The organism is Colwellia ponticola (assembly GCF_005885605.1).
In the GTDB taxonomy this organism is placed as follows: Bacteria; Pseudomonadota; Gammaproteobacteria; order Enterobacterales; family Alteromonadaceae; genus Colwellia; species Colwellia ponticola.
In genome coordinates this window covers 144,714-169,975 of record NZ_SZVP01000001.1, presented here as the reverse complement: position 1 = coordinate 169,975, position 25,262 = coordinate 144,714, and the positions used below count along the sequence as shown (strand labels likewise).

Annotated in this window: 21 protein-coding genes; 8 read left to right on the top strand and 13 right to left on the bottom strand. The window is 36.6% G+C overall.

The features are described from left to right. Positions 1 to 27: 27 nt before the first annotated feature. Positions 28 to 1,383: a multifunctional CCA addition/repair protein gene (locus FCS21_RS00720; RefSeq protein ID WP_138620075.1), complete on the bottom strand. Its 1,356-nt coding sequence runs from the start codon at positions 1,381 to 1,383 to the stop codon at positions 28 to 30. A 214-nt stretch (positions 1,384 to 1,597) separates the two neighbouring features. Here FCS21_RS00720 and FCS21_RS00715 point away from each other — a divergent pair, with 214 nt between their 5' ends. Beyond that, the gene (locus FCS21_RS00715; RefSeq protein ID WP_138620074.1) at positions 1,598 to 3,202 is read left to right on the top strand and encodes an AAA family ATPase; all 1,605 of its coding nucleotides are present in this window, start codon (positions 1,598 to 1,600) and stop codon (positions 3,200 to 3,202) included. A gap of 260 nt (positions 3,203 to 3,462) precedes the next feature. Here the strand turns inward: FCS21_RS00715 and leuD are convergent, their stop codons facing one another. From leuD to FCS21_RS00680, 7 genes are all read right to left on the bottom strand, one after another. Further along, positions 3,463 to 4,059, bottom strand: a complete 597-nt coding sequence (leuD, locus tag FCS21_RS00710; protein ID WP_138620073.1) for a 3-isopropylmalate dehydratase small subunit — start codon at positions 4,057 to 4,059, stop codon at positions 3,463 to 3,465. 18 nt (positions 4,060 to 4,077) lie between these two features. Then, positions 4,078 to 5,493: a 3-isopropylmalate dehydratase large subunit gene (gene leuC / locus FCS21_RS00705; protein WP_138620072.1), complete on the bottom strand. Its 1,416-nt coding sequence runs from the start codon at positions 5,491 to 5,493 to the stop codon at positions 4,078 to 4,080. Position 5,494: 1 nt separating this feature from the next. Continuing rightward, entirely contained in the window at positions 5,495 to 6,583 is a 1,089-nt protein-coding gene (leuB, locus tag FCS21_RS00700; protein ID WP_138620071.1) for a 3-isopropylmalate dehydrogenase, read from the bottom strand. 84 nt (positions 6,584 to 6,667) lie between these two features. Beyond that, positions 6,668 to 8,248, bottom strand: a complete 1,581-nt coding sequence (gene leuA, locus FCS21_RS00695) for a 2-isopropylmalate synthase (RefSeq protein ID WP_138620070.1) — start codon at positions 8,246 to 8,248, stop codon at positions 6,668 to 6,670. Between the two features lie 448 nt (positions 8,249 to 8,696). Continuing rightward, entirely contained in the window at positions 8,697 to 9,737 is a 1,041-nt protein-coding gene (locus FCS21_RS00690) for a CDP-glycerol glycerophosphotransferase family protein (RefSeq protein WP_138620069.1), read from the bottom strand. A gap of 18 nt (positions 9,738 to 9,755) precedes the next feature. Beyond that, entirely contained in the window at positions 9,756 to 10,151 is a 396-nt protein-coding gene (locus FCS21_RS00685) for an FAD synthase family protein (protein WP_138620068.1), read from the bottom strand. 42 nt (positions 10,152 to 10,193) lie between these two features. Next, positions 10,194 to 11,627 carry a capsule assembly Wzi family protein gene (locus FCS21_RS00680; protein WP_138620067.1) on the bottom strand — a complete coding sequence of 478 codons (1,434 nt, stop codon included), beginning with the start codon at positions 11,625 to 11,627 and terminating at the stop codon, positions 10,194 to 10,196. 281 nt (positions 11,628 to 11,908) lie between these two features. Between FCS21_RS00680 and FCS21_RS00675 the strand changes: the two genes are divergently transcribed. Both FCS21_RS00675 and FCS21_RS00670 read left to right on the top strand, forming a co-directional pair. Then, complete coding sequence (locus tag FCS21_RS00675) at positions 11,909 to 13,075, top strand: nucleotide sugar dehydrogenase (protein WP_138620066.1); 1,167 nt, start codon at positions 11,909 to 11,911, stop codon at positions 13,073 to 13,075. Positions 13,076 to 13,104: 29 nt separating this feature from the next. Beyond that, positions 13,105 to 14,112: an NAD-dependent epimerase gene (locus tag FCS21_RS00670; protein ID WP_138620065.1), complete on the top strand. Its 1,008-nt coding sequence runs from the start codon at positions 13,105 to 13,107 to the stop codon at positions 14,110 to 14,112. Between the two features lie 87 nt (positions 14,113 to 14,199). Here the strand turns inward: FCS21_RS00670 and FCS21_RS00665 are convergent, their stop codons facing one another. Beyond that, the gene (locus FCS21_RS00665) at positions 14,200 to 15,294 is read right to left on the bottom strand and encodes a glycosyltransferase family 4 protein (RefSeq protein WP_138620064.1); all 1,095 of its coding nucleotides are present in this window, start codon (positions 15,292 to 15,294) and stop codon (positions 14,200 to 14,202) included. Positions 15,295 to 15,897: 603 nt separating this feature from the next. Here FCS21_RS00665 and FCS21_RS00660 point away from each other — a divergent pair. Further along, the gene (locus FCS21_RS00660; RefSeq protein ID WP_371287195.1) at positions 15,898 to 17,004 is read left to right on the top strand and encodes an MBOAT family O-acyltransferase; all 1,107 of its coding nucleotides are present in this window, start codon (positions 15,898 to 15,900) and stop codon (positions 17,002 to 17,004) included. Between the two features lie 7 nt (positions 17,005 to 17,011). Further along, positions 17,012 to 17,956 carry an SGNH/GDSL hydrolase family protein gene (locus FCS21_RS00655; protein ID WP_138620062.1) on the top strand — a complete coding sequence of 315 codons (945 nt, stop codon included), beginning with the start codon at positions 17,012 to 17,014 and terminating at the stop codon, positions 17,954 to 17,956. A 71-nt stretch (positions 17,957 to 18,027) separates the two neighbouring features. Here the strand turns inward: FCS21_RS00655 and fcl are convergent, their stop codons facing one another. Then, entirely contained in the window at positions 18,028 to 19,029 is a 1,002-nt protein-coding gene (gene fcl / locus FCS21_RS00650; protein WP_138620061.1) for a GDP-L-fucose synthase, read from the bottom strand. A 2-nt stretch (positions 19,030 to 19,031) separates the two neighbouring features. Further along, a complete protein-coding gene (gmd, locus tag FCS21_RS00645; RefSeq protein WP_138620060.1) occupies positions 19,032 to 20,159 on the bottom strand; it encodes a GDP-mannose 4,6-dehydratase in 1,128 nt (375 codons plus the stop codon). A gap of 185 nt (positions 20,160 to 20,344) precedes the next feature. Here gmd and FCS21_RS00640 point away from each other — a divergent pair, with 185 nt between their 5' ends. Next, the gene (locus FCS21_RS00640; protein ID WP_138620059.1) at positions 20,345 to 21,229 is read left to right on the top strand and encodes an alpha-1,2-fucosyltransferase; all 885 of its coding nucleotides are present in this window, start codon (positions 20,345 to 20,347) and stop codon (positions 21,227 to 21,229) included. Between the two features lie 79 nt (positions 21,230 to 21,308). Here FCS21_RS00640 and FCS21_RS00635 read toward each other — a convergent pair whose 3' ends face one another. Continuing rightward, complete coding sequence (locus FCS21_RS00635) at positions 21,309 to 21,914, bottom strand: TIGR04211 family SH3 domain-containing protein (RefSeq protein ID WP_138620058.1); 606 nt, start codon at positions 21,912 to 21,914, stop codon at positions 21,309 to 21,311. Positions 21,915 to 22,224: 310 nt separating this feature from the next. Between FCS21_RS00635 and FCS21_RS00630 the strand changes: the two genes are divergently transcribed. Next, positions 22,225 to 23,844, top strand: a complete 1,620-nt coding sequence (locus FCS21_RS00630; protein WP_138620057.1) for a CYTH domain-containing protein — start codon at positions 22,225 to 22,227, stop codon at positions 23,842 to 23,844. A gap of 11 nt (positions 23,845 to 23,855) precedes the next feature. Then, positions 23,856 to 24,773: a L,D-transpeptidase family protein gene (locus FCS21_RS00625; RefSeq protein ID WP_138620492.1), complete on the top strand. Its 918-nt coding sequence runs from the start codon at positions 23,856 to 23,858 to the stop codon at positions 24,771 to 24,773. Between the two features lie 109 nt (positions 24,774 to 24,882). On the opposite strand, the gene FCS21_RS00620 is transcribed toward FCS21_RS00625, so the two are convergent. Further along, on the bottom strand, positions 24,883 to 25,140 hold the full coding sequence (locus FCS21_RS00620; RefSeq protein WP_138620056.1) for an Lpp/OprI family alanine-zipper lipoprotein: 258 nt from the start codon (positions 25,138 to 25,140) through the stop codon (positions 24,883 to 24,885). Between the last annotated feature and the right edge of the window lie 122 nt (positions 25,141 to 25,262).

The following is a 25,262-nucleotide window of genomic DNA, read 5'->3' as shown; positions in this document are numbered from 1 at the left end:
AACTCTCTAACTAAGCAGTTCATAGCCTTACTTAATAACAACTTTTTTAGGTGGTGTAGGGTTTAAGTGGGCATAATCGGCTTTGACTTTTACAATGGCGTTTAAACGCGCTTCAGCCATAGCTGCTTTTATCAAAGTTCCTTGTAAACCTTGCTCAACAAAGCTTTTAGCAGTCACTTCTCTCGCTGCTTTTGCTGCTGCTTGTAAGTATTGCTCTTGTGGATAAGGGCGATCTTCAAAGCCTAAGCGCCCTAAGAAGTCGGATTTACAAGCCATTAAAAAATAATCATACTCTTGCGGCTTTCGCCAAATATCAAGTTGATTAAACATTTTTAACAGCGTACTAGCTTTTAGTTCAAAGGCTTTATGACAATGTAAATGAAACTCACAAACCTTCAAAGCAAGTTGTTTATAATGTACAGGCACTTTTAATTGTTTAGCAATTTTTTCGACCAAGGGTAAACCTGCTTTTTCATGACCTTTGTGACTGGGTAATAAGTTTTCTAGGGTAAGCCCTTTTCCTAAATCGTGACATAGGGCGGCAAAGCGTATTGCTATTTTATGATCATTTTGCTTTTCAGGCATCGGCTCGGTTTGTAAAACAGCTTGTTGCAACACCATCATGGTATGTGTACCGCTACATATTTCAGGATGCCAAAGAGCAGGGTTAGGTATACCCCATAAAATATCTAACTCTGGCCATAATTCTGCTAAGGCATGGCATTGATGTAATACTTCAAAGAAGATTTCAGGATTACCTGAATAAATGTCAGCGCTAGCGCCGCCATCAGCTAAGCTTAATTGCATTTCTCGCCAAACGCGCTCAGGCGTTAAGCTTTTTAACTCGCCACTCGCACTGATTGTTTGCATGAGTTCTAGCGTTTCGTCGGCGATGGTAAAACCGTATTTATGATAACGAGCAGCAAAACGGGCAACGCGAAGCACACGTAAAGGATCTTCAGTAAAAGCATCACTGACATGGCGTAAAATACGATCGTTAAGATCTTGTTGGCCATTGTAGGGATCAATTATGTTGCCATTATCATCCATTGCCATGGCATTGACGGTTAAATCTCGACGTTTTAAATCGTCTTCAATAGTCACATCAGGGGCGAAGTAACAGCTAAAACCGGTGTAGCCTTGGCCTTTTTTACGTTCTGTGCGAGCTAGCGCATATTCTTCTTTAGTTTTTGGGTGTAAAAAAACAGGGAAATCATTACCGACTTGTTGATAACCTAAACTTTTCATTTGCTCAATGCTAGCGCCTACCACTAAGTAATCCTTATCTTTAACAGGGCGGTTAAGTAGCTTATCGCGCACAGCGCCGCCAACTAGATAGGTATTAAGTTGGTTATGTTTAATTTCAGCGTTACTGGTTAACAAGGTTCTATCCAAAATAAAGCAAATAATATTAATGAAAGTGTATCATAAGAAAATAATACCATCTCACTAATTATATGACCATTTTTGTAGGTTAAAACAAGCTATTACTGCGTTATTGATTTACATAATTTATTCAATGTTAAAGCGTTAACGCTTTGACATATAGGAAGCAAGCAGTTAATTTTGTAGTTACACTTTTTTCTTAGCGCACCTTATGTATCGCAATTTTTTTTCATTAAGTGATTTACCTTTTTCAATCTCACCCGATCCTAATTATTTGTTTATGAGTGATCGTCATAGGGAAGCCTTATCCCATTTGACGTACGGTTTAGGGGAAACAGGTGGTTTTGCTTTATTAACCGGTGAAGTAGGCACAGGAAAAACGACGATAAGCCGATGTTTAATGGCGCAGTTACCCGTAAATACACAAGCAGCGTTTATTTTAAATCCAACCTTATCTAGCAAAGAGTTACTGGCAACGTTGTGTGATGAGTTAAAAATTCGTTATCGAAAAACCGAGGCGAGCTTAAAAACACTCACTGATAAAATTTCAGAAAAACTGCTTAAAAACCATCAAAATGATATCAACACTTTACTGATTATTGATGAAGCTCAGCACTTACAACCTGAGGTACTTGAACAATTACGTTTATTAACCAATTTAGAAACGAATACCAAAAAACTATTACAGGTGATTTTAATTGGCCAACCAGAGTTACAGCAACTCCTGCAGCGACGTGATTTACGACAATTAGCGCAGCGTATTACCGCTAGATATCATTTAATGCCATTAACTAAGCTTGAATTAAACCAATATATTCAACATCGCTTAGCGGTTGCTAATTGCACCAGAGCACTTTTTGATAAAGGGGCATTAGCTAAAATTCACCAACTATCCCAGGGCATACCAAGACTAACTAACTTGCTTTGTCATAGTGCATTGCTGCTGGCGTATAATCAAAATGATAGTGTGGTGAATAAAAAGACTGTTATGGCTGCGGCGGTTCGAGCCTTAGGCGATGACTTAACCGCTAATAAGACTAATTATAATGGGGTATTACTTTTTGCAACGCTATTAACTGTTGCCGTTTTTTTTGCGCTAGCAGGTTTTTGGTGGGGAGAACGTCAAACAGCTGTTGAGCCTGTTGTTAGTACAATCCCAGCTACTAATAAAGTAACGCTAAGCACAGCATACTCAAACACTGAGCAAGATAAGACAGCACTAAACGAAGCTGAGCAAGTCAGGTTTGCTCAGAGTGAAAATTTTGCGCTAGTGAAAGCAGATACTAATGACCCAGTGCAGCAAGAAACGTTAAAAGTATTACCGATGAAAAAGCTCACGGGTGGTGATATAACAAATGAGCCTGATGGGGCTTTAATGGTTAGTGCCGCTAAACCAAATAGACAAAAAGAAGCGATAAACTATCAGGTGACTCAAGCTGAGGGGGTTTCTAATGATTTATTGGCACGTTTTCAAGCGGCCATTGCTGAAACTGCAACCGACCATAAAATAGCGAGCAAGCTAAATAATAATGATCAGGCTGATGTTAACTTATTAGCGGTTGGTAAGGATGAAACTATCGGTGTTAAGCCATTATCTCAACTGTCAGCAAAGCTACAAAATGCCTTACCAAGTTTACAATTTGAACAACATATCTATAGCTCTGATGGTCAGGGGTGGGTAACGGTCAATGGTCGTGATCGTTATGAGGGGGATCAGATCAATGATGATTTAAGGGTTGATAAAATATTACCTCAACAAGTTATTCTTTCGTTCAAAGGTGAACAGTTTTCGCTGCCAGCATTAACCAACTGGTAAGCTCGGTGGTTCAATATCTTTATTTTTTTAAGGCTTATGAGTGTCGTGTAGGTTGGCCTTCAGGCCATCACGCTAATATTTTTTGATGGTTTTTGACGGCCTAAAGGCCGACCTACGTAATCGCATGACAAATACGATTCCCCCCAAGTAAGCAGCGTCATGTCCGATTTGGCTTTTAAATGGCTAGTAAAAAGCCCCGATAAATTGTATTTATCGGGGCTTTATTTTTTAACTAAGTAGCTTAGTTGTTGTTTAGCTAATTACTGCCAAGCGGGCATGTTTGCTTCAAACGCTTCAATAGTCTCAAGCTTATTTAACGTCCAACCAACACTATCAACACCGTTTTCTAAGCTGTACTGTTGAAATTTACTCAAGCTAAATTTAAAGCTTAAATCACCACAGGTAACTGTGTTATTAGGTAAATCAACGGTAAGGGTTAATTGCGCATTAGGAGCAAGTTTAAATAATTGGGCGATTTCATCCTCAGCTAAAGTGATAGGTAAAAGGCCGATGTTGATACTATTACCGTAAAAAATATCAGCAAAACTTGAAGCAATAACCACTCTAAAACCATACTGCTGTAATGCCCAAGGCGCATGCTCGCGGCTTGAACCACAGCCAAAGTTTTCACCAGCTAATAAAATGGTAGCCTCTTTATATTCTGGCTTGTTGAGCACAAAATCAGGGTTAGGCTTTGTGCCCGCGGCATCAAGGTAGCGTCTATCGTGAAATAAGTTGATGCCAAAACCTAAGCGCTCAGTTTTTTGTAAAAACTGTTTTGGGATAATTTGATCGGTATCAATATTCGCGATATCTAGTGGCACAACCAAACCGGTATGTGTGTTAAATTTTTCCATTATATTTTTCCTCGGTGGTTATGCGTTTAAGTCAACAAAGTGACCTGTGATAGCGGCGGCTGCTGCCATTTCAGGGCTAACTAAGTGCGTGCGACTACCACGACCTTGACGACCTTCAAAGTTACGGTTACTGGTTGAAGCACAACGATCACCCTCGTCAAGTACATCATCGTTCATACCTAAACACATAGAACAGCCAGGTAAGCGCCATTCAAAACCAGCATCAGTGAATATTTTATCTAAGCCTTCACTTTCTGCTTGTACTTTTACGCGGTAAGAGCCTGGAACAATAATGGCCGTTACACTGTCGACCACTTTCTGACCTGAGTATTTTTGTACAACACCGGCAGCAGCGCGTAAATCTTCAATACGTGAGTTAGTACATGAACCAATAAATACTTTGTTAACGTGAATATCTGTGATTTTAGTGCCCGCGGCTAAGTCCATGTAATTAAGTGCGCTAATACAAGAGTCTTTATCAGCGGGATCGCTATAATCATCTGGTGATGGCACAAAACCATCAACACTTGTTACTTGTCCTGGGTTAGTACCCCAAGTGACTTGTGCTTTAATATCTTTAGCTTGAATGGTTATTGTGGTGTCAAATATTGCGCCATCATCAGATTTTAATTTTTTCCAATCGGCTACTGCTTGTGCGAATACTTCACCTTTTGGTGCGTATTCTTTACCTTCAACATAATCAAAGGTTGTTTGGTCAGGTGCAATTAAGCCCGCTTTAGCGCCAAATTCGATACTCATGTTACATACTGTCATGCGCTCTTCCATACTAAGCGCTTCAATAGCTTCACCGCAGTATTCAACAACATGACCTGTTGCGCTAGCACTACCTGCTTGGCCAATAATTGCTAAGATAATATCTTTAGCGCTAATGCCAGTACCGACTTTACCTACTACTTCAACCTTCATGGTTTTTGCTTTATTTTGACGTAAAGTCTGCGTAGCAAGCACATGCTCAACTTCAGAGGTGCCAATACCAAAGGCCAGCGCACCAAAAGCGCCATGGGTGGCGGTATGTGAGTCACCACAAACAATAATAGTACCTGGTAAGCTTATGCCTAATTCAGGCGCAATAACGTGCGCAATACCTTGATTTTTATGACCCATATCGAATAGCTCGATGCCAAATTCTTTACAGTTTACGGCTAACGCGCGCAATTGATTCGCAGCGCCTTCGCCCGCAGCATTAAGTTCAATTGAGCGAGTTGAAATATTATGATCCATGGTGCCAATAGTACGTTTAGGTTGACGTACAGGGCGATTATGAAAACGTAAGTTAGCAAAGGCTTGTGGTGAAGTCACTTCATGAATTAGGTGACGGTCAACATACAATAATGGTGTTTGCCCTTCAGTGTCTTCAACTAAGTGGCTTTGCCATAATTTTTCATACATGGTTTTTGGGGTAGAAGATGTCATTTTATGTGCTCTCTATTTGTGTACAAATATAATCACCCACTTCACTGGTGGATTTAGCTTTTTCTCTTTCGTTAGCCGGTAATAAGTCGGCGGTTAAAATACCGTTATCTAACGCACTACTTACCGCGTCTTCAATAGCTTTTGCTGCCGCGTCTTGGTTTAAGCTATAACGCAACATTAACGCCGTTGATAAAATTTGCGCGATTGGATTCGCAATGCCCATACCAGCAATGTCTGGTGCACTGCCACCGGCAGGCTCATACATGCCAAACCCCTGAGCATTTAAGCTAGCTGAAGGTAATAAGCCCATTGAGCCCGTAATCATTGCACAAATATCAGATAAAATATCGCCAAATAAATTAGGACAAAGCATCACGTCGAATTGGTTAGGATCGCGCACTAATTGCATGGCCGCGTTATCAACGTAAAGGTGCTCTAGCTCAACATCTGGGTATTCAACCGCAACTTCTTCAACGACTTGACGCCATAATTGACTGGTTGCTAATACGTTGGCTTTATCAACCGATGTTACTTTATTATCGCGCTTTTGTGCCGCTTGAAAAGCCAAGTGACTAATACGTTTAATTTCACGACGCGAATAAAACATAGAATCAAATCCTGTTTCTTCTTCGCCTTCACCTTTACGACCTTTTGGCTCGCCAAAATAAATATCACCGGTCAATTCACGGATAATTAATACATCAAAGCCTTGCTCTGCAATATCACTACGTAAGGTAGAGAGTGAAGATAATGCTGGTTGTAATGTTGCTGGGCGCATATTGCAAAACAAATCAAAATGGCCACGTAAGCCTAATAAAGCACAACGCTCAGGTTGCTCTGTTGGTGGTAAATTTGCCCATTTAGGACCGCCAACACTGCCAAATAAAATGGCGTCACTTGCTATACAGCCTGCCATGGTTGAATCAGGTAAAGCATTACCGTGATTATCAATGGCGGCGCCACCAACATCATAATCTTTGGTGTTAATTTCAAAGTTGAATTTTTTTGCAACTGTGGCTAAAACTTTTTTTGCTTCAACCATTATTTCTGGGCCGATACCATCACCGGCTAAAATTGCTATGTTAGACATGTCTATAACCTTTATATTTTAGATACTCTCTAGCGATTTATTCGCTATTATTCGTTTATATTTATTATCTTTTTGGTAATGCGACTAAACTTTTTTTGCTGACTTTAAATCGGCAATGGTCATGGCTCTATGAATGCTATTTAGGGCATTAATTAATGCTTGTCCTGATGCTTCAATGACATCAGTTTCTAGGCCGTAACCATGAAAATTTCGACCTTGCCAGGTGATGACTAAATCGGCTTGGCCTAAACCATCTTCACCCGAGCCTTTGTTTGATATTTTGTAATCACTGACTTCAAAGTCAATATCAACACTTTGTTTAATCGCTTGATAAAGCGCATCTACAGGACCATTACCGGTCGCAGCGTGAATTTTACTATTGCCTTTATCATCAGAGGCTTTACCTGAAATAAGCTTGATACTAGCGGTAGCAAAGTCGCCATCACCACATTGCACGTTAATAGTGTCTAATATAAAGTGATCTTCTAAATCTTTTTGCTGTAATTTAAAGACTAATGCCTCTAAATCATCATCAAATACTTGGCCTTTTTTGTCTGCTAACGTTAAGAAATCAGCGTATAACTCTTCAATTTCATAATCACTTTCTTGATAACCTAAGCTTTCCATGCGGTGCTTGATCACATGACGCCCACTACGAGACGTTAAATTTAATTTAGTTTTGGCAATACCGACACTTTCAGGTGTCATAATTTCGTAAGTATTGCTGGCTTTTAACATACCATCTTGATGAATACCTGACGAGTGACTAAAGGCGTTACCACCCACAATGGCTTTGTTTAACTGCACTGGCATATTACAAACCGTACTAACTAACTTAGATACTCGAGCGATTTCTTGGTGATTGATATTCGTTTTTACCCCCAACAACGCCTGACGAGTTTGCATGATCATCGCCACTTCTTCTAATGAACAGTTACCGGCACGCTCACCAATACCGTTAATAGTACATTCAATTTGACGCGCGCCTGCTTGTACAGCAGCCATCGAGTTAGCAACCGCTAAACCTAAATCGTTATGACAATGTACTGAGATTATCGCTTGGTCAATATTAGGTACACGGTTAAATAAGTCAGTGATAATACCTTGAAATTCAAAAGGTAAGGTATAACCCACAGTATCTGGAATATTGACTGTAGTAGCGCCAGCTTTAATGGCACTCTCAACCATACGGCATAAGTTATCAATGGGGGTACGACCGGCATCTTCACAAGAAAATTCAACGTCGTCAGTGTATTTTCTAGCATGTTTAACTGCATGAATTGCCATGGCTTCAACATCAGCAAACTCTTTTTTTAACTTTTGTTGTACATGTACATCAGAGGTAGAAATAAAAGTATGAATACGAAATTGATCAGCCACTTTTAGGGCTTGACCACAGGCATCAATATCTGCCTCTACCGCGCGGGCTAAACCACAAACACGGGCATTTTTGATAGTGCGGGCAATTTGCTGTACAGACTCAAAATCACCAGGAGAAGAAACCGGAAAGCCGACTTCCATTACGTCTACACCTAAACGTTCAATAGCTAAGGCTATTTGTAATTTTTCATGTACTGATAAACTGGCATTTAATGCCTGTTCACCATCACGTAAGGTGGTATCAAAAATTATCACTTGATCATTATTAAAATGTGGGTTGCTCATTTTCTTATCCTTGTAAAGCTTTGCAGATGTCTGCGGGACAATTGTACGACTAAATGCGGACATAAAAAAACCCGCGAGTATTAGCGCGGGTTTTAATTAATTTCTACTTAATATCAATATATAGACGTTTGAAGAAGCAATAAAACCTAGCCGCGCACGATGAGTGCGAGGAGGAGATTTTTTTTAATGTACTTAATCAATGTAGTCATTTTGTTTCGTTTTGTTTTATTAGCGGATTTTTATCAACACAATGAATATTTACGTATTAAGATTTAACAAATACTTAGCTAAGTATTACGTAAAAAAAGATGCATAATAAGTTAATAAATATTCTTTTTAAGTAAGAAATTATTCAGTGTACTATTAGTAACGCATTTACCTAAGTAGTGTCAATAGCTTTAATCATCTACTTTAGTTTTATAGGTTATATTCAACGGTGAATGAACCGTTAAAGTCGCCAATAGTTTAATTTTTTTCGTTGCTTTAAGTTACGAAAAATATTCCAAGGTGTATTTTTCTGTGCTTTTTTTCCATGTGACAATAGCTGTTGTGTTGCTGATAATATACGCGCCGCTGCTTGCCCATCATGATAAGGGTGTAAATCATTAGCGTAAGCTTTTATTGCAGCTTTTAAATTTGTAGAGGGTGTTAAAGCTTTATCAATAGCTTGTGCTAAATCTTTTGCGTCGCTAATGTTTATTAAATAATCACCTGGTTCTTTATTGTTCAAGCTAACAATAGCTTTATTTAGCAATGAGAACTCACCAATAACTGAGGACGTATCAGACACCATAATATCAGCTGTTTGTAAAAGTTCATTAATACTAGCACTTTCAATTATTTCTACATTATCAGCTAGTAGTTTTTGATATTTTTCACACCATATTTTTGCCATCTTAGGATGAAATTTTATTAGCCAATGATGTGCTTTTGTTTTACTTAAACGTTGTATTTCTTCAAATAGCTCAGGTGCAGAAGTTAATGTGGGAGAAAATGTTGGTGCGTATAATATGATCTTCTTCTGCTTTATGACCTGTTCTCTAATAGGCATCGCAGGTGTCGTAAATAAATAGTCTAGTTTTGGCCAACCCGTTTCGACTACATCAAAATAACCATGTTTATCTGCTAATTGATTAAACCGACTGGTTGTAGCAGGGCCATGAGTGCAATACAGGTCAAAAAAACCACGGATAACGAAATGCCCTTTTTTTTTCCATTCAAGACCATGAAAAACCTGTACTTTTAATCCGGGAATAAAGTGTGGTATTTCATTACCTGGGGCAAAACTGGCATCAGGATTAAAAGCCCTTGCCTCATCAATTGTGCTGAGTAAAGTTTCTTCATTGCTAAAGTAATTTAGAGAAACTTCTTTACCAACAGCAAGCCATTTGACTTCATCTCCATTTGCCCATATTGCTTGTTGTAATGGTCTTAATATTTCAAAGGCATAGTTGTGGGCAATATAAAATAAGTAGCGTTTGACTGTCATAAGTTGGCTCTTTTGTAATTAAAGTCGCTTGGTTTTGACGACTTCAATAATTTCTGTAGTCGAAATTGAAGGGGTACGAGGTAAATAAATCACCTGACAGATATCTTTTAAGTAATCGAACTTACCCTGCCAATCATCACCCATGACTAATATATCGGCATTATAATACTTGATATAATCGGCTTTAAGCTCCAAAGATTCCTCTAAAAAAACTTCATCAACGCAGCGCATAGAGCGAATTATATGTTGGCGATCCTCTTCAGAGTAAATTGGCGGTCGACCTTTTTTTGCTATATTTAATTTATCAGAAGATACACCAACAATAAGATGGTCACCGTGCAACTTTGCTCGTTCAATAATATTTACATGACCAACATGAAAAATATCATAAGTACCAAAAGTGATAACTCTCATTGTTGCTACTCCTTAATTTTATTCTTAATTGAAATATTGAGCTTACCAAGAATAAGATATACTCGTTCTAACAAAATTATTACTGTAATTATTACGACCTAAATAAAGTTTTACACCTAAAAAGTTAGCATCAATGACTCTAGTATAATTTAGCTCTAATTCGTGAGAGCGTTGATAATTTTCGTAGCTTGATTTATTAAAATTTGCTGTGCGATAGAGCATTGATACTTGGGATTCTTCACTACTTTGCCAATCGAGCCTGACACTTCCTGCTTCACCGCCAACACCATCTTTAGGGTCTTTCATAGAACCCCACCAGTGCCCCATCTTAACACCATCATTTGAATAACCCTCACCATAAATATGGTGAGTGTACCAAGCTGATTGAAATGTTGTAAACTCCATGTTCAACGATACATTATCGGTTAAATAAGGAAGGAATAAGCCAAAACTATTAGCTAAGTTAGCTAATTTATGATTGGTATAGTTGTTAGTATCTTCGCCAGCGTATTCATAAAAAAGACTAAAAGGCATATCGAATAAATCGAGATCGAATCTATTACTTATGGAAGCTTGTTGATTACCAAACTCTTCACTGCAATTTTGTAATTGGGTACCGTTACCGCCGCAATTATCACTATTTACTGGGTCAATAATGGCATTCCAAATGTCGCGACCAGTAACGTTGTCATCGCCTCCAAACATTAAGGTACGATTAAAACCAATAGTCCACCAATTAAAAGGCTGAGCACTAAAATGCATTGTTAATAAGGCTGGTTCGCCAGAAATAGGAGGTAAATCCTTGTCAAAACTAATATTAGTATGCTCGTCTAATACACCAATAGAAATTTCATATTTTAGATTAAAATCGGTAATTAATGATGGGTTACTAATAGTGACACTTAATGGCGGCTTTGCTTGAGTAGAGAGTAATACAGCACTGTCTTGAAAAGGCGATATCCAATGCTCTCTATAGCCAACATCTACTTGTAAAACATCAATACCAAATGAAATAAAAGAATTTGTTTGAACATAACCACCATCTTCATAATACTTGCCACCACCATTGAGAATTAAGTATTGATTTATTTGCCAAAAGCCACTAAAAGATGCTTGGTAATTAGCATCAATCATTTGCCCTCTTTGGTTAGGTAAAGTAATATTCTCTGTATCAGAATAATTAATCTGAACAGCAACGTGTGTGACAGCCGCTTCCTTTTTATATCGTTGAAGGTAGGTTGAAATACGCTTGTACAGGCTGGGGTGGCTATAAGCTACTTTCTTTAAATAACGATTAACTGTCGCTGCATGATACGGCTTTGTAAGTACAGGTAATTTTGCTAATGTTGCTAAGCGATTTAACTCTAATTCAATCAGAGGGTCTGTCTGAAGAGGAAGGTACGGAGACGGTCCTTTAGCAAAGCTAGTCATATTGACAAAACAAAGAAGAAGACAAGGGAGTTTAAAAAATTTCAATGGGATAACTTTACCAATAAAAATAAAAAGGTATTTTAACGGGCAAACCAAGGAAATACTAGCATTTGATTGAAATTGTCTTTTAGGGAGCTTTCGTTAAGTTAAAGTACCCTTTGAAAGTAATTTTCCCTATCTTAAACTATTTTATTTACTTATCATGTCGTCAAAGTAATTGATCATTTCACCCACGGTTTTTTGATCATAGAGATTGGTATTAACTGCGACAGATCAGTTATTGCCAGGACAAAACTTACTACAGAAATTAAGTACTGGAGAATTAATTGAAAATAGCAATTGTAGGAACGGGGTACGTTGGTTTATCTAATGCGATGTTGCTAGCTCAGCACAATGAAGTTATTGCGCTTGATATCGATGAGAACAAAATTTCTTTGTTGAATAAGAAAAAATCACCGATAGTTGATAAAGAAATCGAAGATTTTTTGACTAATAAAGTACTTGACTTCAGTGCTACGTTGGACCCAAAGCTGGCCTTTGACAGCGCGGATTTTGTCATTGTAGCAACGCCAACAGATTACGATGTTGAAAATAATTATTTTGATACTTCTTCCGTTGAAGATGTCATTAAAGCAGTAATAGCTATCAATCCAAAAGCAACCGTTGTGATTAAATCAACTGTCCCTGTTGGTTTTACTAAGCGTCTTAAACGTGACTTATCATATGATAATATACTATTTTCACCTGAGTTTTTACGTGAGGGCAAAGCGCTTTATGATAATTTGCACCCGTCACGGATTATTGTTGGTGAAAAATCAGCACGAGCAGAAATTTTTGCTAACTTGTTAAAGCAAGGGGCAATAAAAGAAAATATTGAGGTGCTTTTTACTGAATCAACAGAGGCAGAAGCGGTTAAGTTATTTTCGAATACCTATTTAGCAATGCGCGTCTCGTTTTTTAATGAACTTGATAGCTATGCAGAGGCACATGATTTAAATGCTAAGCAAATTATTGAAGGTGTAGGTTTAGACCCTCGCATTGGCTCCCACTATAATAATCCATCATTTGGTTATGGCGGTTATTGTCTGCCCAAAGATACCAAACAGTTGTTAGCAAACTATCGAGATGTGCCAAATAATTTAATTAGAGCGATCGTTGAGGCGAATACTACGCGCAAAGACTTTATTGCCGATACTATTATTAAGCGTAACCCCAAGGTGGTTGGTGTTTACCGTCTTATTATGAAAACAGGGTCTGATAATTTTAGAGCTTCTTCAATTCAAGGTATTTTAAAGCGTATTAAAGCTAAAGGTATTGAAGTGATTATTTATGAGCCAGAACTAAATGAAGCTGAATTTTTTCACTCTACTGTTTTTAGTAACTTAGCAGAATTTAAAGAAAAATCTGATGTGATTATTTCAAACCGGATGGCTAATGAGTTAACCGATGTTGTTAGTAAAGTTTATACACGTGATTTATTTGGTTCAGACTAATATAAGCGTATTTTTAAAAGGATAATATATTGAAATATTTAGTTACAGGCGCAGCTGGTTTTATTGGCTTTCATGTTGTTCAACGTTTATGCGAAGCGGGCCATCATGTTGTTGGTTTAGATAACCTCAATGACTATTATGACGTCAATTTAAAACTGGCTCGATTAAAACTATTAGAAGCTGAAAACTTATTTAGTTTTGTAAAGTTAGACCTTGCTGATCGAGAAGGTGTTGCTGAGCTTTTTTCACAACAAAAATTTGAACGTGTGATTCATCTAGCGGCACAAGCAGGTGTTCGTTATTCTATTGATAACCCTATGGCCTATGCGGATAGTAACTTAGTTGGTCATCTCACAATTTTAGAAGGGTGTCGAAATAATAAGGTCGAACATCTTGTTTATGCATCATCGAGCTCTGTATACGGTTTAAATAACAAAGTGCCTTTTGCCACTTCGGATAGTGTTGAACACCCTATTTCTTTGTACGCGGCTACTAAAAAATCGAATGAATTAATGTCGCATACGTATTCTCATTTATATGGTGTACCGACGACGGGGTTACGATTTTTTACTGTTTACGGCCCTTGGGGACGTCCTGATATGGCTTTATTCAAATTTACTAAAGCTATTATTAATGGTGACAGTATTGATGTTTACAATAATGGTGATATGCGTCGAGACTTTACTTATATCGATGACATTGTAGAAGGTATTTGTCGCGTGCAAAATATTATCCCACAAGGTAATAAAGATTGGCAGGTAGAAACTGGCAGCGCAGCGCAAAGTACAGCACCTTATCAGCTTTATAATATTGGTAATGGTAATCCAGTCAAATTGACTGAGTTTATTGAATCATTGGAAAACTCTATCGGTATTAAAGCGAAACAAAACTTAATGCCGATGCAACCGGGTGATGTATATCAAACGTATGCTGATGTGGATGACCTTTTTAATACTACAGGCTACAAACCTGCTATGAGTGTTAGCCAAGGAGTTGATAATTTTGTCAATTGGTATCGTGACTTTTATCAGGTATAAATTTAACATTAATTTAATTTTTTAAGGGGATGTTTGTCCCCTTATCTTCCTCACTGGTATAACTATAATGTTTTTACCAATGATAATTTAGCGTTGCGCTAATATTTTATTAAAATAAGCTTCCATATGTGTCACTGTGTTGTGGTGCGACATTTTATCTTTAATAATATTTTGCGCGTTAGCAGATAATTTATTTAATAACGGTCTATCGTTATAGAGCATTCGTATTTTTTTAGCGATTGCTGATACATCACCAATAGGAACTAAATAACCATTTACACCATTTTCTATGGTTTCTACTACACCATCATTAGCCGACGATACCACGGGTGTTCCGTTCGAGAGAGACTCTAATACGGTACGTGTTAAACCCTCTTTACTTAATGAAGGTAATACCAACAAGTCACATGCTTTAGCTATGGCTGGCACGTCATTCCTAAAGCCCGGCTGTAAAATTCGTTCGCTCATACCTGAGTTATTAATTTGGTCGATAAATGATTGTTGTTTTAAATTATCACCCACTAAAATAATACGTAAGTCCTCAATATCACTTAGCTCTTTGGCGGCCTCGAGTAATATATGTGTACCCTTATGATGTCGAGGGCTACCAACACACAGTATATTGAAATATTTATCGTTACTACCTAAACTAACTAAGTCAGCGGCATCTTCTTTATACCAACTTAGATCGTGACCTTTATATATAGTTTCAACGTTAGCTTTAATTGCCTTTCTTACTTTTTCTCTAACATTAGCTGAAACTGCGCTTGAAACACCAATAACTCCGTTAATACGTGGATGTAACATGCATAAGTAATTACTAGGATCCGTTTTATACATACCGCCAGAGGTACCACGATAAACGACCAATTTGGCCTTGGTTCCTATACAAGCAAAAGCGGCATTGGGAATGCCCTTTGATTCAGTAGCGTAAACAATATCTATGTTATTGGTTTTGATATATTGACGAATTTGTTTGATTACAGCCCAACTATGCTTTTTAAGTGTTTTCAACTCAATAAACTTAACTTTGGACTTCTTGTATCTATCAATATAAGCATTAGTACCACTAGATATTATGGTAACGTCATGCCCAGCTTCAGCTAAGGCTATGTAGCATTCTGCTTCTGGACGAACCGCATTATACGAACGGCCGCGGTTGGGGATAACTAAAATTTTCATGTTCGACCTTGTTTAGTTTAATAGCAGGAAATAACCAAGCTTAATTTTAAAGCATTAATAGTGTTAATTTTATTATGGAAAGGCAATGATTTCTATCTATTTATGGTTATATTTATATTCTACAACTACCTGATTGAATCATGATTGTGTCATAATGAGGTTTTATTTTATATTTTTTAAGTTATCCCGTTATTATGCAAAACGTTTTGAACATGCGTTTTGAATTATATGGATATATATAGAGCTTTCATGTTATTTAATAGTTACTCCTTTATTTTTTTATTCTTACCTATAACATTATTTGTCTACTTTCAACTAAATAGAATTTCCTCTTTCAAGGTTGCGCAATGTTGGTTAGTTGTCGCTTCACTGTTTTTTTATGGATGGTGGAACCCTATTTATTTAGTGTTAATTGTATCGTCCATGATTTTTAATTACCTCATCGGCCGGAAAATATCTAAACAAATAACGATTAGAAAAAAATATATAATTCTCTTTTTTGGTGTTGCCACTAATTTAGTATTATTGGGATATTTCAAATACGCTGATTTTTTCCTAGTAAATGTGAATAGACTCTTCACAACTGACATATCGTTGTTACATTTGGCTTTGCCCTTAGCTATATCCTTTTTTACTTTTCAACAGATAGCTTATTTAGTTGATAGTTACAAAGAGAAAACCAAAGAGTATGATTTTTTAACCTATGTATTATTTGTCACGTTTTTCCCTCAATTAATTGCTGGCCCTATTGTTCATCATAAGCAAATGTTGCCTCAATTTAATGAAAAGAATAGATTTTTTAATAATAAAAACTTTTCATTAGGGCTTTTTGTTTTTTCTATTGGCTTATTCAAAAAAGTTGTTATAGCAGATAAGTTGGCTGTTCCTGCAACATACGGCTTTGATGTGGCTGAGTCCCTAGACTTAGTGAATGCATGGTTTACTAGCTTGTCATATACTTTTCAACTGTACTTTGACTTCAGTGGTTACACTGACATGGCCATTGGTATTGCACTTTTGTTTAACATAAAGTTACCTGTTAATTTTAATTCACCTTATAAAGCGCTAACGATTCAAGACTTCTGGCGACGATGGCATATCACCTTGTCTACCTTTCTTCGTGATTATATTTATATACCCTTTGGGGGCAGTAGAAAAAGTAATTTCAATACTTATCGAAACTTAATGATTACCTTTATATTGGGAGGTTTATGGCATGGCGCAGGTTGGAACTTTATACTGTGGGGCGGTTTACACGGCTTTGCTTTAGTAATACACCGTGCGTGGCAGTTACATAGTAATATTAAATTAAACAAATGGCTTGCTTGGTTTATTACTTTTAACTTTATTAATATTACTTGGGTATTTTTTAGAGCGAAAGACTGGGATAGTGCGCGTAAAGTATTACAAGGGATGTTTGATTTTACCAACTTCTCAGTGACAGAAAAGTATCAATGGTTAGCTGATTTTTTAAGTGCATATGATATTGTTATTAATCGTGTTAATGAGTACATAATTGTTGAGGTTGAGAGTAATGTTGCTGTATACATTTTATTAAGTTTTATCTTAGTATTACTTTTTCGTAATACGTCAGAAAGGATAGAAAATTTCTCTTTTTCATGGCAAACCTCTGTATATTCAGCGTTATGTTTTTCTGTTGCTTTATTGTTTATCAATAAAAATTCAGAGTTTTTATATTTTAATTTTTAGGATCACAATGAATTTTTGGATTAAATGTTGGTTGACGGTAACAATATCAATTTTTTTACTTTTAAATATTCTTACCTTCGTCGCTATTCAGGAGGGAGCACCCTATCGTTTTACTTCTTCTTTATCTTATGATGCAAAGCTTACGTTTATTAGAAAAAAGATGCTTAGTGGTGAGTTTGATCAAGTTGACACAATAATCATTGGCTCTTCAATGGGCTTAAATAACATCAACAGTCAACCTATTGAAGAACTAAGTGATAAGGTACATAACGTGCTTAATATGAGCTCCTGGGGGCTCAATACCAATGATACGCTTGAGTTATTAACGAGTATTGATTTAGCTAACATTCAGCATGTTATTTATATTGCTCAGTATGATGACTTTACCACGAATGGAAATACGCTTCGTTTTGGTCAAGATATGGATAGCATTAAGGATTTTTGGGCAGGTGAAAATATCATTGAGCCTTATTTCCAATTATTAAAAATATTACCGTTAAAATTAAAGCGATACTTATCCTGGAAAAAATATTACGCAGATGAAAGTCAGTATAGAAATTTAGCGTTTAATAATAGTGGGGATGTAGGGCTTGATATTAAAGGTAAGGGTATAAATACATCAAGATATAATACCTTCCCGTTTCCTGTTCACTTATCGGATAAAAAATACATTCCACTGATTGATATGAATGATTATTTGAAGACAAAAGGCATACCGTTGATTGTAGTACGTACACCTTATAGATTGCCATTGTTAATCGCTAATGAAAATTTAACTACTGTATTTACCTCTTTTAGAAAAAAAGTCGATACATTAGCGCAGGAGGAAGGTTTTGTATTTATAGATGTTCACAATGAACTAAAGTTAACTGATACTTACTTTGTTGATAAATCACATTTAAATAAGGAAGGGGCGATGCTTATATCGCAATTCATCGCCTCCAAGTTATGATGGGATTATAAGTTGTTAATTTTTACAGGTCATTTATAGTATTTATAATTTGCCAAATTCAGTCGTTAGGTTTAGCCTCTAAATTTATCTTGGTTATCAATAAACCACTGATAAGATTTTGTTAGGCCTTGTTCTAATTCAACAGAATATTGCCAACCGAGAGACTTTAATCGGTCAACGTTCATTAATTTTCGTGGTGCGCCATCAGGTTTACTTGTATCGAAAATTATTTCACCGGTAAAACCGACGACGTTGGCAACTGTTTCGACTAATTCTTTAATCGTGCAATCAACACCAGTACCCACATTGATGTGGCTTAACATTGGCTCTGTATTAGCATCATAGGTGTCTTTGTCTAAATTCATAACATGAATCGACGCATCGGCCATATCATCAACATATAAAAATTCACGCATTGGTTTTCCGTTGCCCCAAGCAATAACTTGTGCGTCATTGTCTAATTTTGCTTGATGAAATCGCCTTAATAACGCAGGGATAACATGGCTGTTTTCTGGATGGAAATTATCAAATGCACCATATAAATTAGTTGGCATAACACTACGGTAATCTCGATTGTATTGTCGATTATAGCTTTCACATAACTTGATACCCGCTATTTTCGCAACAGCATACGGTTCATTCGTCGGCTCTAACGTGCCGGTTAATAAAGCCATTTCATTCATTGGCTGCTCGGCTAATTTAGGATAAATGCAAGATGAACCTAAAAAAAGGAGCTGCTGAACATTTGCTAAATGAGCACTATTAATAATATTACATTCAATCATTAAATTTTGATAAATAAAGTCAGCAGGGTAGGTATTGTTGGCCATAATACCACCCACTTTAGCTGCGGCTAAATATACCTGGTTTATTTTTTCAGTTTGAAAAAATGATAGTACAGCTTGTTGATTGGTTAGATCAAGTGCTTGGCGAGAGCGAGTAATTATTTCAACATCACCTTGTTGGGATAATTGACGAACAATAGCCGAACCAACCATGCCGTTATGACCAGCAACAAAAATACGTTTTTTAGCCGATGTCGACTGAGTTGATGTTAGCTTAGTTAAAGTCATCGTTAATTCTCTACTGTAACGGCGACATTAAAACCGTTGCTTTTCAATAAAGCATGTTGCTTGGCTTTGTTTAAATCATTGGCAACCATTTCTGCACACATTTCTTCAACGGTAATTTGTGGTACCCAACCTAAGATGTTTTTGGCTTTTGATGGGTCACCGAGCAATGTTTCTACTTCTGCTGGGCGGAAATAACGTGGGTCAACTTTAACGATCACATCTCCTATTGATAATGCGTCAGCATTATCACCGGAAATTACTGTTACTGTTGCTATTTCGTTTAGCCCTTCACCGCTGAACTCAAGCGTAATACCAGCTTCCAAAGCTGATAATTTAACAAATTCACGTACGCTAATTTGTTTACCCGTCGCAATAACAAAGTCATCCGCATTTTCTTGCTGCAACATCATCCACTGCATACGTACATAGTCTTTTGCATGGCCCCAATCACGTAAGGCATCCATATTACCTAAATATAAACATGACTCTAAACCTTGAGATATATTGGCAATAGCACGGGTTATCTTTCTGGTTACAAATGTTTCACCACGACGAGGAGATTCATGATTGAACAAAATACCGTTACAGGCATACATGCCATATGACTCACGATAATTTACTACTATCCAATAAGCATACATTTTGGCAACGGCATATGGTGAGCGAGGGTGAAATGGTGTCGTTTCTGATTGTGGTATTTCTTGCACTTCACCATACAGCTCTGAAGTAGAGGCTTGATAAAATTTAGTCTTCTTTTCTAGGCCTAAAAACCTAATCGCTTCAAGTAAACGTAATGTACCAATTGCATCAACATCGGCAGTATATTCAGGGCATTCGAAAGACACGGCTACATGAGATTGAGCACCTAAGTTATATACTTCATCAGGTTGTACATCTTTTATTATGCGCGTTAGGTTCGATGAATCGGTTAAATCTCCATAATGCAGAAAAAACTTTTGATCTTTTTCGTGATTATCTTGATAGATATGATCAACACGCTCTGTGTTTAACGATGAAGCTCTGCGTTTGATACCATGCACTTCATATCCCTTTTCTAACAACAGTTCAGCAAGATATGATCCATCTTGCCCTGTAATACCGGTAATTAGAGCTACTTTATATTTTTTCATGAAAACTTTCCTTGAGCAGAGAGGTTTGTAGCGAGTAAATTAGTCAAAGATTATAGCTATTTTTGTAGTGTAAATCTTGCCTTTATTATTGAAAATATATGAATAAAAGTAGTCTTGGCTTTGTGGTGTTAGTATTGACTGTTAAGATATGGTCAATCGTAAATTCTAAACAGGTAATAGACATTATGAAAGTAGTAAGAGTGTGTGGTGGTTTTGGTAACCAATTGTTTCAATATGCATTTTATTTAGCAGTGAAGCACAAGTTTAATGAAACAACTAAGCTAGATATACATGATATGGCGAGTTATGAGCTACATAACGGTTATGAGCTAGAGCGTATTTTTAACTTAAATGAGAGCTATTGCTCTACAGAAGAAAAGCTTTCTGTGCAAAGTACTAAAAATATTTTTACTAAGTTTGTTAAAGAAATAAAAAAATATACGCCATTTATCTCCCGTACTTATATTAAAGAGAAAAAACATTTACATTTCTCTTATCAAGAAGTTGATTTAGGTACTAAAGATACTTCCATTTATTACCGAGGTTCATGGCAAAACCCACAATATTTCAATTCGATTGCCAGCGAGATAAGAGAAAAGCTTACCTTTCCAGAGTTTACTGAGCCTAAAAGTTTAGCGCTGCGTCAGGAAATCTCTGAGTACGAAACGGTTGCAGTACATATACGGCGGGGCGATTACCTAAAACATAAGGCTTTGGGTGGCATATGTGACTTACCTTACTATCAAAATGCGATTAAAGAAATTGAAGGCTTAGTAGAAAAACCATTATTTGTTATTTTCTCGGATGATATTACCTGGTGTCGAGCAAATATAAAGGTGGATAATGTACGGTTTGTTGATTGGAATTCAGGAGAACAGTCTTTTCAAGACATGCACCTAATGAGTTTGTGTACACATAATATTATTGCTAACAGCAGTTTTAGTTGGTGGGGAGCATGGCTAAACGCTAACCCTAATAAAATCGTGATTAGCCCTGATAAATGGATTCATTATACTGATGCTATGGGTATAGTCCCTAATGAATGGTTAAAAGTTTCAACATCCGCTTAAAATAACAATAAACATATGAATAATAGCAAAAAAAGCGTCTCAAAATACTTGAAAACGCTCTTTTTGCTGTTTATATAGCTTATGACCAATTATCCATGCTAGCGCGGCGGCGAGCGAAGAATCGAGGTAATATTAAGCCTAATATTAAGCCGATACCTAATACTAGGGCTCCATTAAAAAACCACTCTTTCTTAATAGCGCTATCTTGATTTTTTATTTTTCTTTGGGTGGTTGCTAGTGTGCTAGTCATTTTCTTCAGCTCTGCTGATAAGGTTTCTTTTTCATTGGTGACTAAGTTCAGCTGATTTTTAAGTTCGCTCACTTCATTATCGAGCTGACTACTATAATCACTGTTATTTGCAATTTTTTCATTAAGTTCATCAACAGCAAAACGAAGACCTTTTTTAGTGGTGACATATTTGCTTTCAATCCAAGTTGCTTTATTATCTTCAGTGATAATTTCACTATAACCACCATCTTTTGCACCGGTTATTTTAATTTTAGAACCCGCAATAACCGTCCCTAAAATTCTATAGTTTTTACCAGGACCAGCATGCATATAGATAAATAAGTCATCAGAGATATATCCCTGCTTATAATTGTTTTCTGCAGCCTGGGCAGATAAAAGAAGCGAGCTAGATAAAGTTATAGCAATAAAAGCTATAACATTAATAACGTTATTCATAGAAAAACCAATGTAGTAAATAAATCAATTAGCACAAGATATTATGTGTTTGGCGCGTTGATCGCAAGCTAAGAATTGTCTCATTACGCAATGGTTGATTTAAGCGCCTATTAAATTGCTTGTTTTTATCTACTCTATAACAATGATGATATAACGTTTAACTTAAACAATATTGCTGGTTGTAAAATACTATTTTGGGGCACTTTGATCAGCGGCTGATTAACTAAGTCGCTATTGGCATATCAAGATACTAAAGGTATGCTAGTTAAATGATAAGTTAACAGCATAATTAACGCATGATAAGGGCATAATGGTTACAGAAATAGAATTAAAGTATTCTTTGTTTGAACAAAAATCAGCCAGTGATAAGTTAGCGACCACTAAGCAGATATCTACAACAATAACGCAATTACTTTGTGAGCAGCAACTCACCTTTTCTCAACAAGAAAAATACCTGAGCAATTATTACTTTGATACCCGTGAGTTAGCTTTACAAAAAAATAAAATAGCGTTACGCACTCGAGGTACTCAATGTGTTGGTAAGGCGATGTGTTTTGAGCAAACGATTAAAACCTCTGGAACTGTTATTGCAGGATTACACCAAAGGCCAGAATACAATATTGATATTGAGAATAACAAACCTATTTTAGCGTTATTTCCTCAAACTATTTGGCAAGAAAGTACCGATGTTGATCAATTACAACATGATCTTATTGAACTGTTTTCTACTCACTTTACTCGACAAACTTGGTTGGTTAGCTTAGATAATGCGCAAGTAGAGATTGCTTTTGATTCAGGTGAAGTCGCTTGTGAAAGCTATAATCATAAGCCGCGTATTTATGAAATAGAGTTAGAATTAGTGAGTGGTGATTCACAAGCCTTATTTGTATTAACTAAATTATTATTTAGTCAATTAGCTTTGCGTCCAGGGCAATTAACAAAAGCTGCTCGTGGTTATGCGTTATACCACCAAAGCCTTACAGCCAATGTAAATGCTAAAAGTAAGGTCATTGATAACGGGAAAACAGGTAAGCATATCGTCGTACCGGTAATTAATTTATCTAAAAGTCACCAGCTAGTTGATGCTTTTACCTATGGTATAGAATTTTGTTTGACACATTTACAACATGGTGTTGACCGTTATGTTGCAGCGCCTTCGCTAGATAACTTAAATAACATAAGTACACAGCTTGCATTACTTAACCAAGGGTTTTCGTTGTTTAACACGTTATTAACTGACAATGAAATAGCGCTTTGCAACGAGCTAAATTATTTTATTAAAATATTTGACTGGGTTGATAATGCACACGGTATTGAGGCGCTAACTAGCCAGGTAAGTGTAACTCAACACGAGACTTTAGTTAGTGAAACGTTAACCGCCACGCTAATGCAAAAACGCTACTTAAATGAATCACAAATATTAGCGTTACTTCATGGCGAGCGTTTTAATCAATTACAGTTAAATTTACTGACTTTATTACTGAAAAAAAACACGCTTAACCCACCCAAAAAAATCAATACGCTATCGTTAACTGAATTTGCAGCGCAACACTTAACAGATAATAATAAAGCATTAACCCGTGAGTTAGCACAATGGCATAAAGAGCCAAGGCAGTCAGTTAATGATTATTTAATAGCGTATCGCTTATTAACAAGAGCTTTGCTGAGCACACATTGGTTTAGTACTTTGTTCGCCGAGCCAGAAAATGACATAATGATCAAGTTTACTATGCCATGGTTTGATATTAAGCAGAGCATAGTTGAATTACAATCGTTAGCGGTATTGCAACAGTCGTTGTCGAGCTTGCCAACACCAGAGAAAAAATTAACACAATGGTTAGTCAATAAAAGTGATAATTTGACCGAAGCCCTTGAGCAATATAGCGCTAAAGCGTTAACTATGAAGCCTTATTGGTTAGACTTACCATGAAACAATATGCCATGAAAAAATATAAAAAAACACCGACTATTTTCTTTGTATGTTTTAGTTTATTACTATTAATTAAACCAACCTTAGCAAGTGTTTATGAGCTAGGTGATGTAAATAAGCGCCTTATTGGTACGCCTATTATACATACAGTTGTTAAAGGTGATTATTTTCAACAACTAGCAGAGCAATATAATGTTGGCTTTTTAGCATTATTGGCCGCTAACCCTCAACAGGACCCTTTTTTACTTAAAGAGGGCACTGAAGTTGTTATTCCTAATCAAATGTTATTACCCTTTATTACACGCAAAGGTATAGTCATCAATTTACCTGAATTGAGATTATATTACTTTTCGCCAGAGGAAAATAAAGTGCATGTATTCCCCGTAGGAATTGGTCGACAAGGCTTATCGACCCCATTAACGAGTACTTACATTGGTGAAAAGCGTGAAAACCCAACTTGGCGACCGACACAAGAGATGCAAGAACGTCATTTTGCGGAGCATGGCGAATACCTTGCCAAAGAATTTCCTGCAGGACCTAATAATCCTTTTGGTAAATACGCGCTACGATTAGGAACCAGTGAATATTTAATTCATGGTTCTAATAAACGTTTTGGTATTGGCATGCGCGCTAGTTCAGGTTGCATACGCATGTATGATGATGATATTAAATGGCTATTTGATAACGTACCGATAAATACCAAGGTAAGAGTGGTTAATCAACCGGTTAAAATGTCATTTGAAAATGGTGATAAGCAATTGATAGAAATACATCAACCGTTAACGGAGGATGAGTCAAGTCAAGGCAAAGTTATTGTTACTAAAGCATTACAGAAGTTTGTCGGCCCTAACCGAGAATACTGGCAACAACTATTACCTGTTATTGAAAATCCTCATGGATTAGTTGTTGAGCTAGCTCCACAAGGTTAGCTAAAGCGGTTATTTCAAATTAACGGGTCAAAGAAAGAATATAAAAAAAGCACCTTTAGGTGCTTTTTATGTCGCTATATATACAGCTATCGAAGCTCAATAAGGCTGACTATTTTTTATAAGAAGCAACTACGTTATCAATACGTTGATTAGCTTCTTTAGCATCAGTAGCTGCTCGTTGAGCCGCCTTTTTTGCTGCAGCTGCATCGTTAGCTATAGTTTGTTGTTGAGATTCTAAATTAGCAACTTGGCTTGATAAAGTATCAACTTTGTTAGTTAAAGAGCTAATGTTAGCATCAAGTGCATCCGTGTTTGAACAAGCTGTTAATGCTAACGCTAATGTTGCCGCAGTAATAGTTTTAATCATAATGATATCCTAAATGAAGTTGTTATTATTTATGTTCATTGCAGTATGGCATAAAAAAAAAAATTAACAAACAGTTACATTTCAATTTTATAACAAGTCTATTGAGTTACTTTTGAACAGTG

Bases quoted from the DNA above. Each gene is read 5' to 3' on its own strand.
- FCS21_RS00665 (WP_138620064.1), bottom strand. From the start codon at position 15,294: ATGAAAATTTTAGTTATCCCCAACCGCGGCCGTTCGTATAATGCGGTT.
- leuC (WP_138620072.1), bottom strand. From the start codon at position 5,493: ATGACATCTTCTACCCCAAAAACCATGTATGAAAAATTATGGCAAAGC.
- FCS21_RS00625 (WP_138620492.1), top strand. From the start codon at position 23,856: ATGAAAAAATATAAAAAAACACCGACTATTTTCTTTGTATGTTTTAGT.
- FCS21_RS00685 (WP_138620068.1), bottom strand. From the start codon at position 10,151: ATGAGAGTTATCACTTTTGGTACTTATGATATTTTTCATGTTGGTCAT.
- leuB (WP_138620071.1), bottom strand. From the start codon at position 6,583: ATGTCTAACATAGCAATTTTAGCCGGTGATGGTATCGGCCCAGAAATA.
- leuA (WP_138620070.1), bottom strand. From the start codon at position 8,248: ATGAGCAACCCACATTTTAATAATGATCAAGTGATAATTTTTGATACC.
- gmd (WP_138620060.1), bottom strand. From the start codon at position 20,159: ATGAAAAAATATAAAGTAGCTCTAATTACCGGTATTACAGGGCAAGAT.
- fcl (WP_138620061.1), bottom strand. From the start codon at position 19,029: ATGACTTTAACTAAGCTAACATCAACTCAGTCGACATCGGCTAAAAAA.
- FCS21_RS00655 (WP_138620062.1), top strand. From the start codon at position 17,012: ATGAATTTTTGGATTAAATGTTGGTTGACGGTAACAATATCAATTTTT.
- FCS21_RS00690 (WP_138620069.1), bottom strand. From the start codon at position 9,737: ATGACAGTCAAACGCTACTTATTTTATATTGCCCACAACTATGCCTTT.
- FCS21_RS00640 (WP_138620059.1), top strand. From the start codon at position 20,345: ATGAAAGTAGTAAGAGTGTGTGGTGGTTTTGGTAACCAATTGTTTCAA.
- FCS21_RS00620 (WP_138620056.1), bottom strand. From the start codon at position 25,140: ATGATTAAAACTATTACTGCGGCAACATTAGCGTTAGCATTAACAGCT.
- FCS21_RS00715 (WP_138620074.1), top strand. From the start codon at position 1,598: ATGTATCGCAATTTTTTTTCATTAAGTGATTTACCTTTTTCAATCTCA.
- FCS21_RS00635 (WP_138620058.1), bottom strand. From the start codon at position 21,914: ATGAATAACGTTATTAATGTTATAGCTTTTATTGCTATAACTTTATCT.
- FCS21_RS00630 (WP_138620057.1), top strand. From the start codon at position 22,225: ATGGTTACAGAAATAGAATTAAAGTATTCTTTGTTTGAACAAAAATCA.
- leuD (WP_138620073.1), bottom strand. From the start codon at position 4,059: ATGGAAAAATTTAACACACATACCGGTTTGGTTGTGCCACTAGATATC.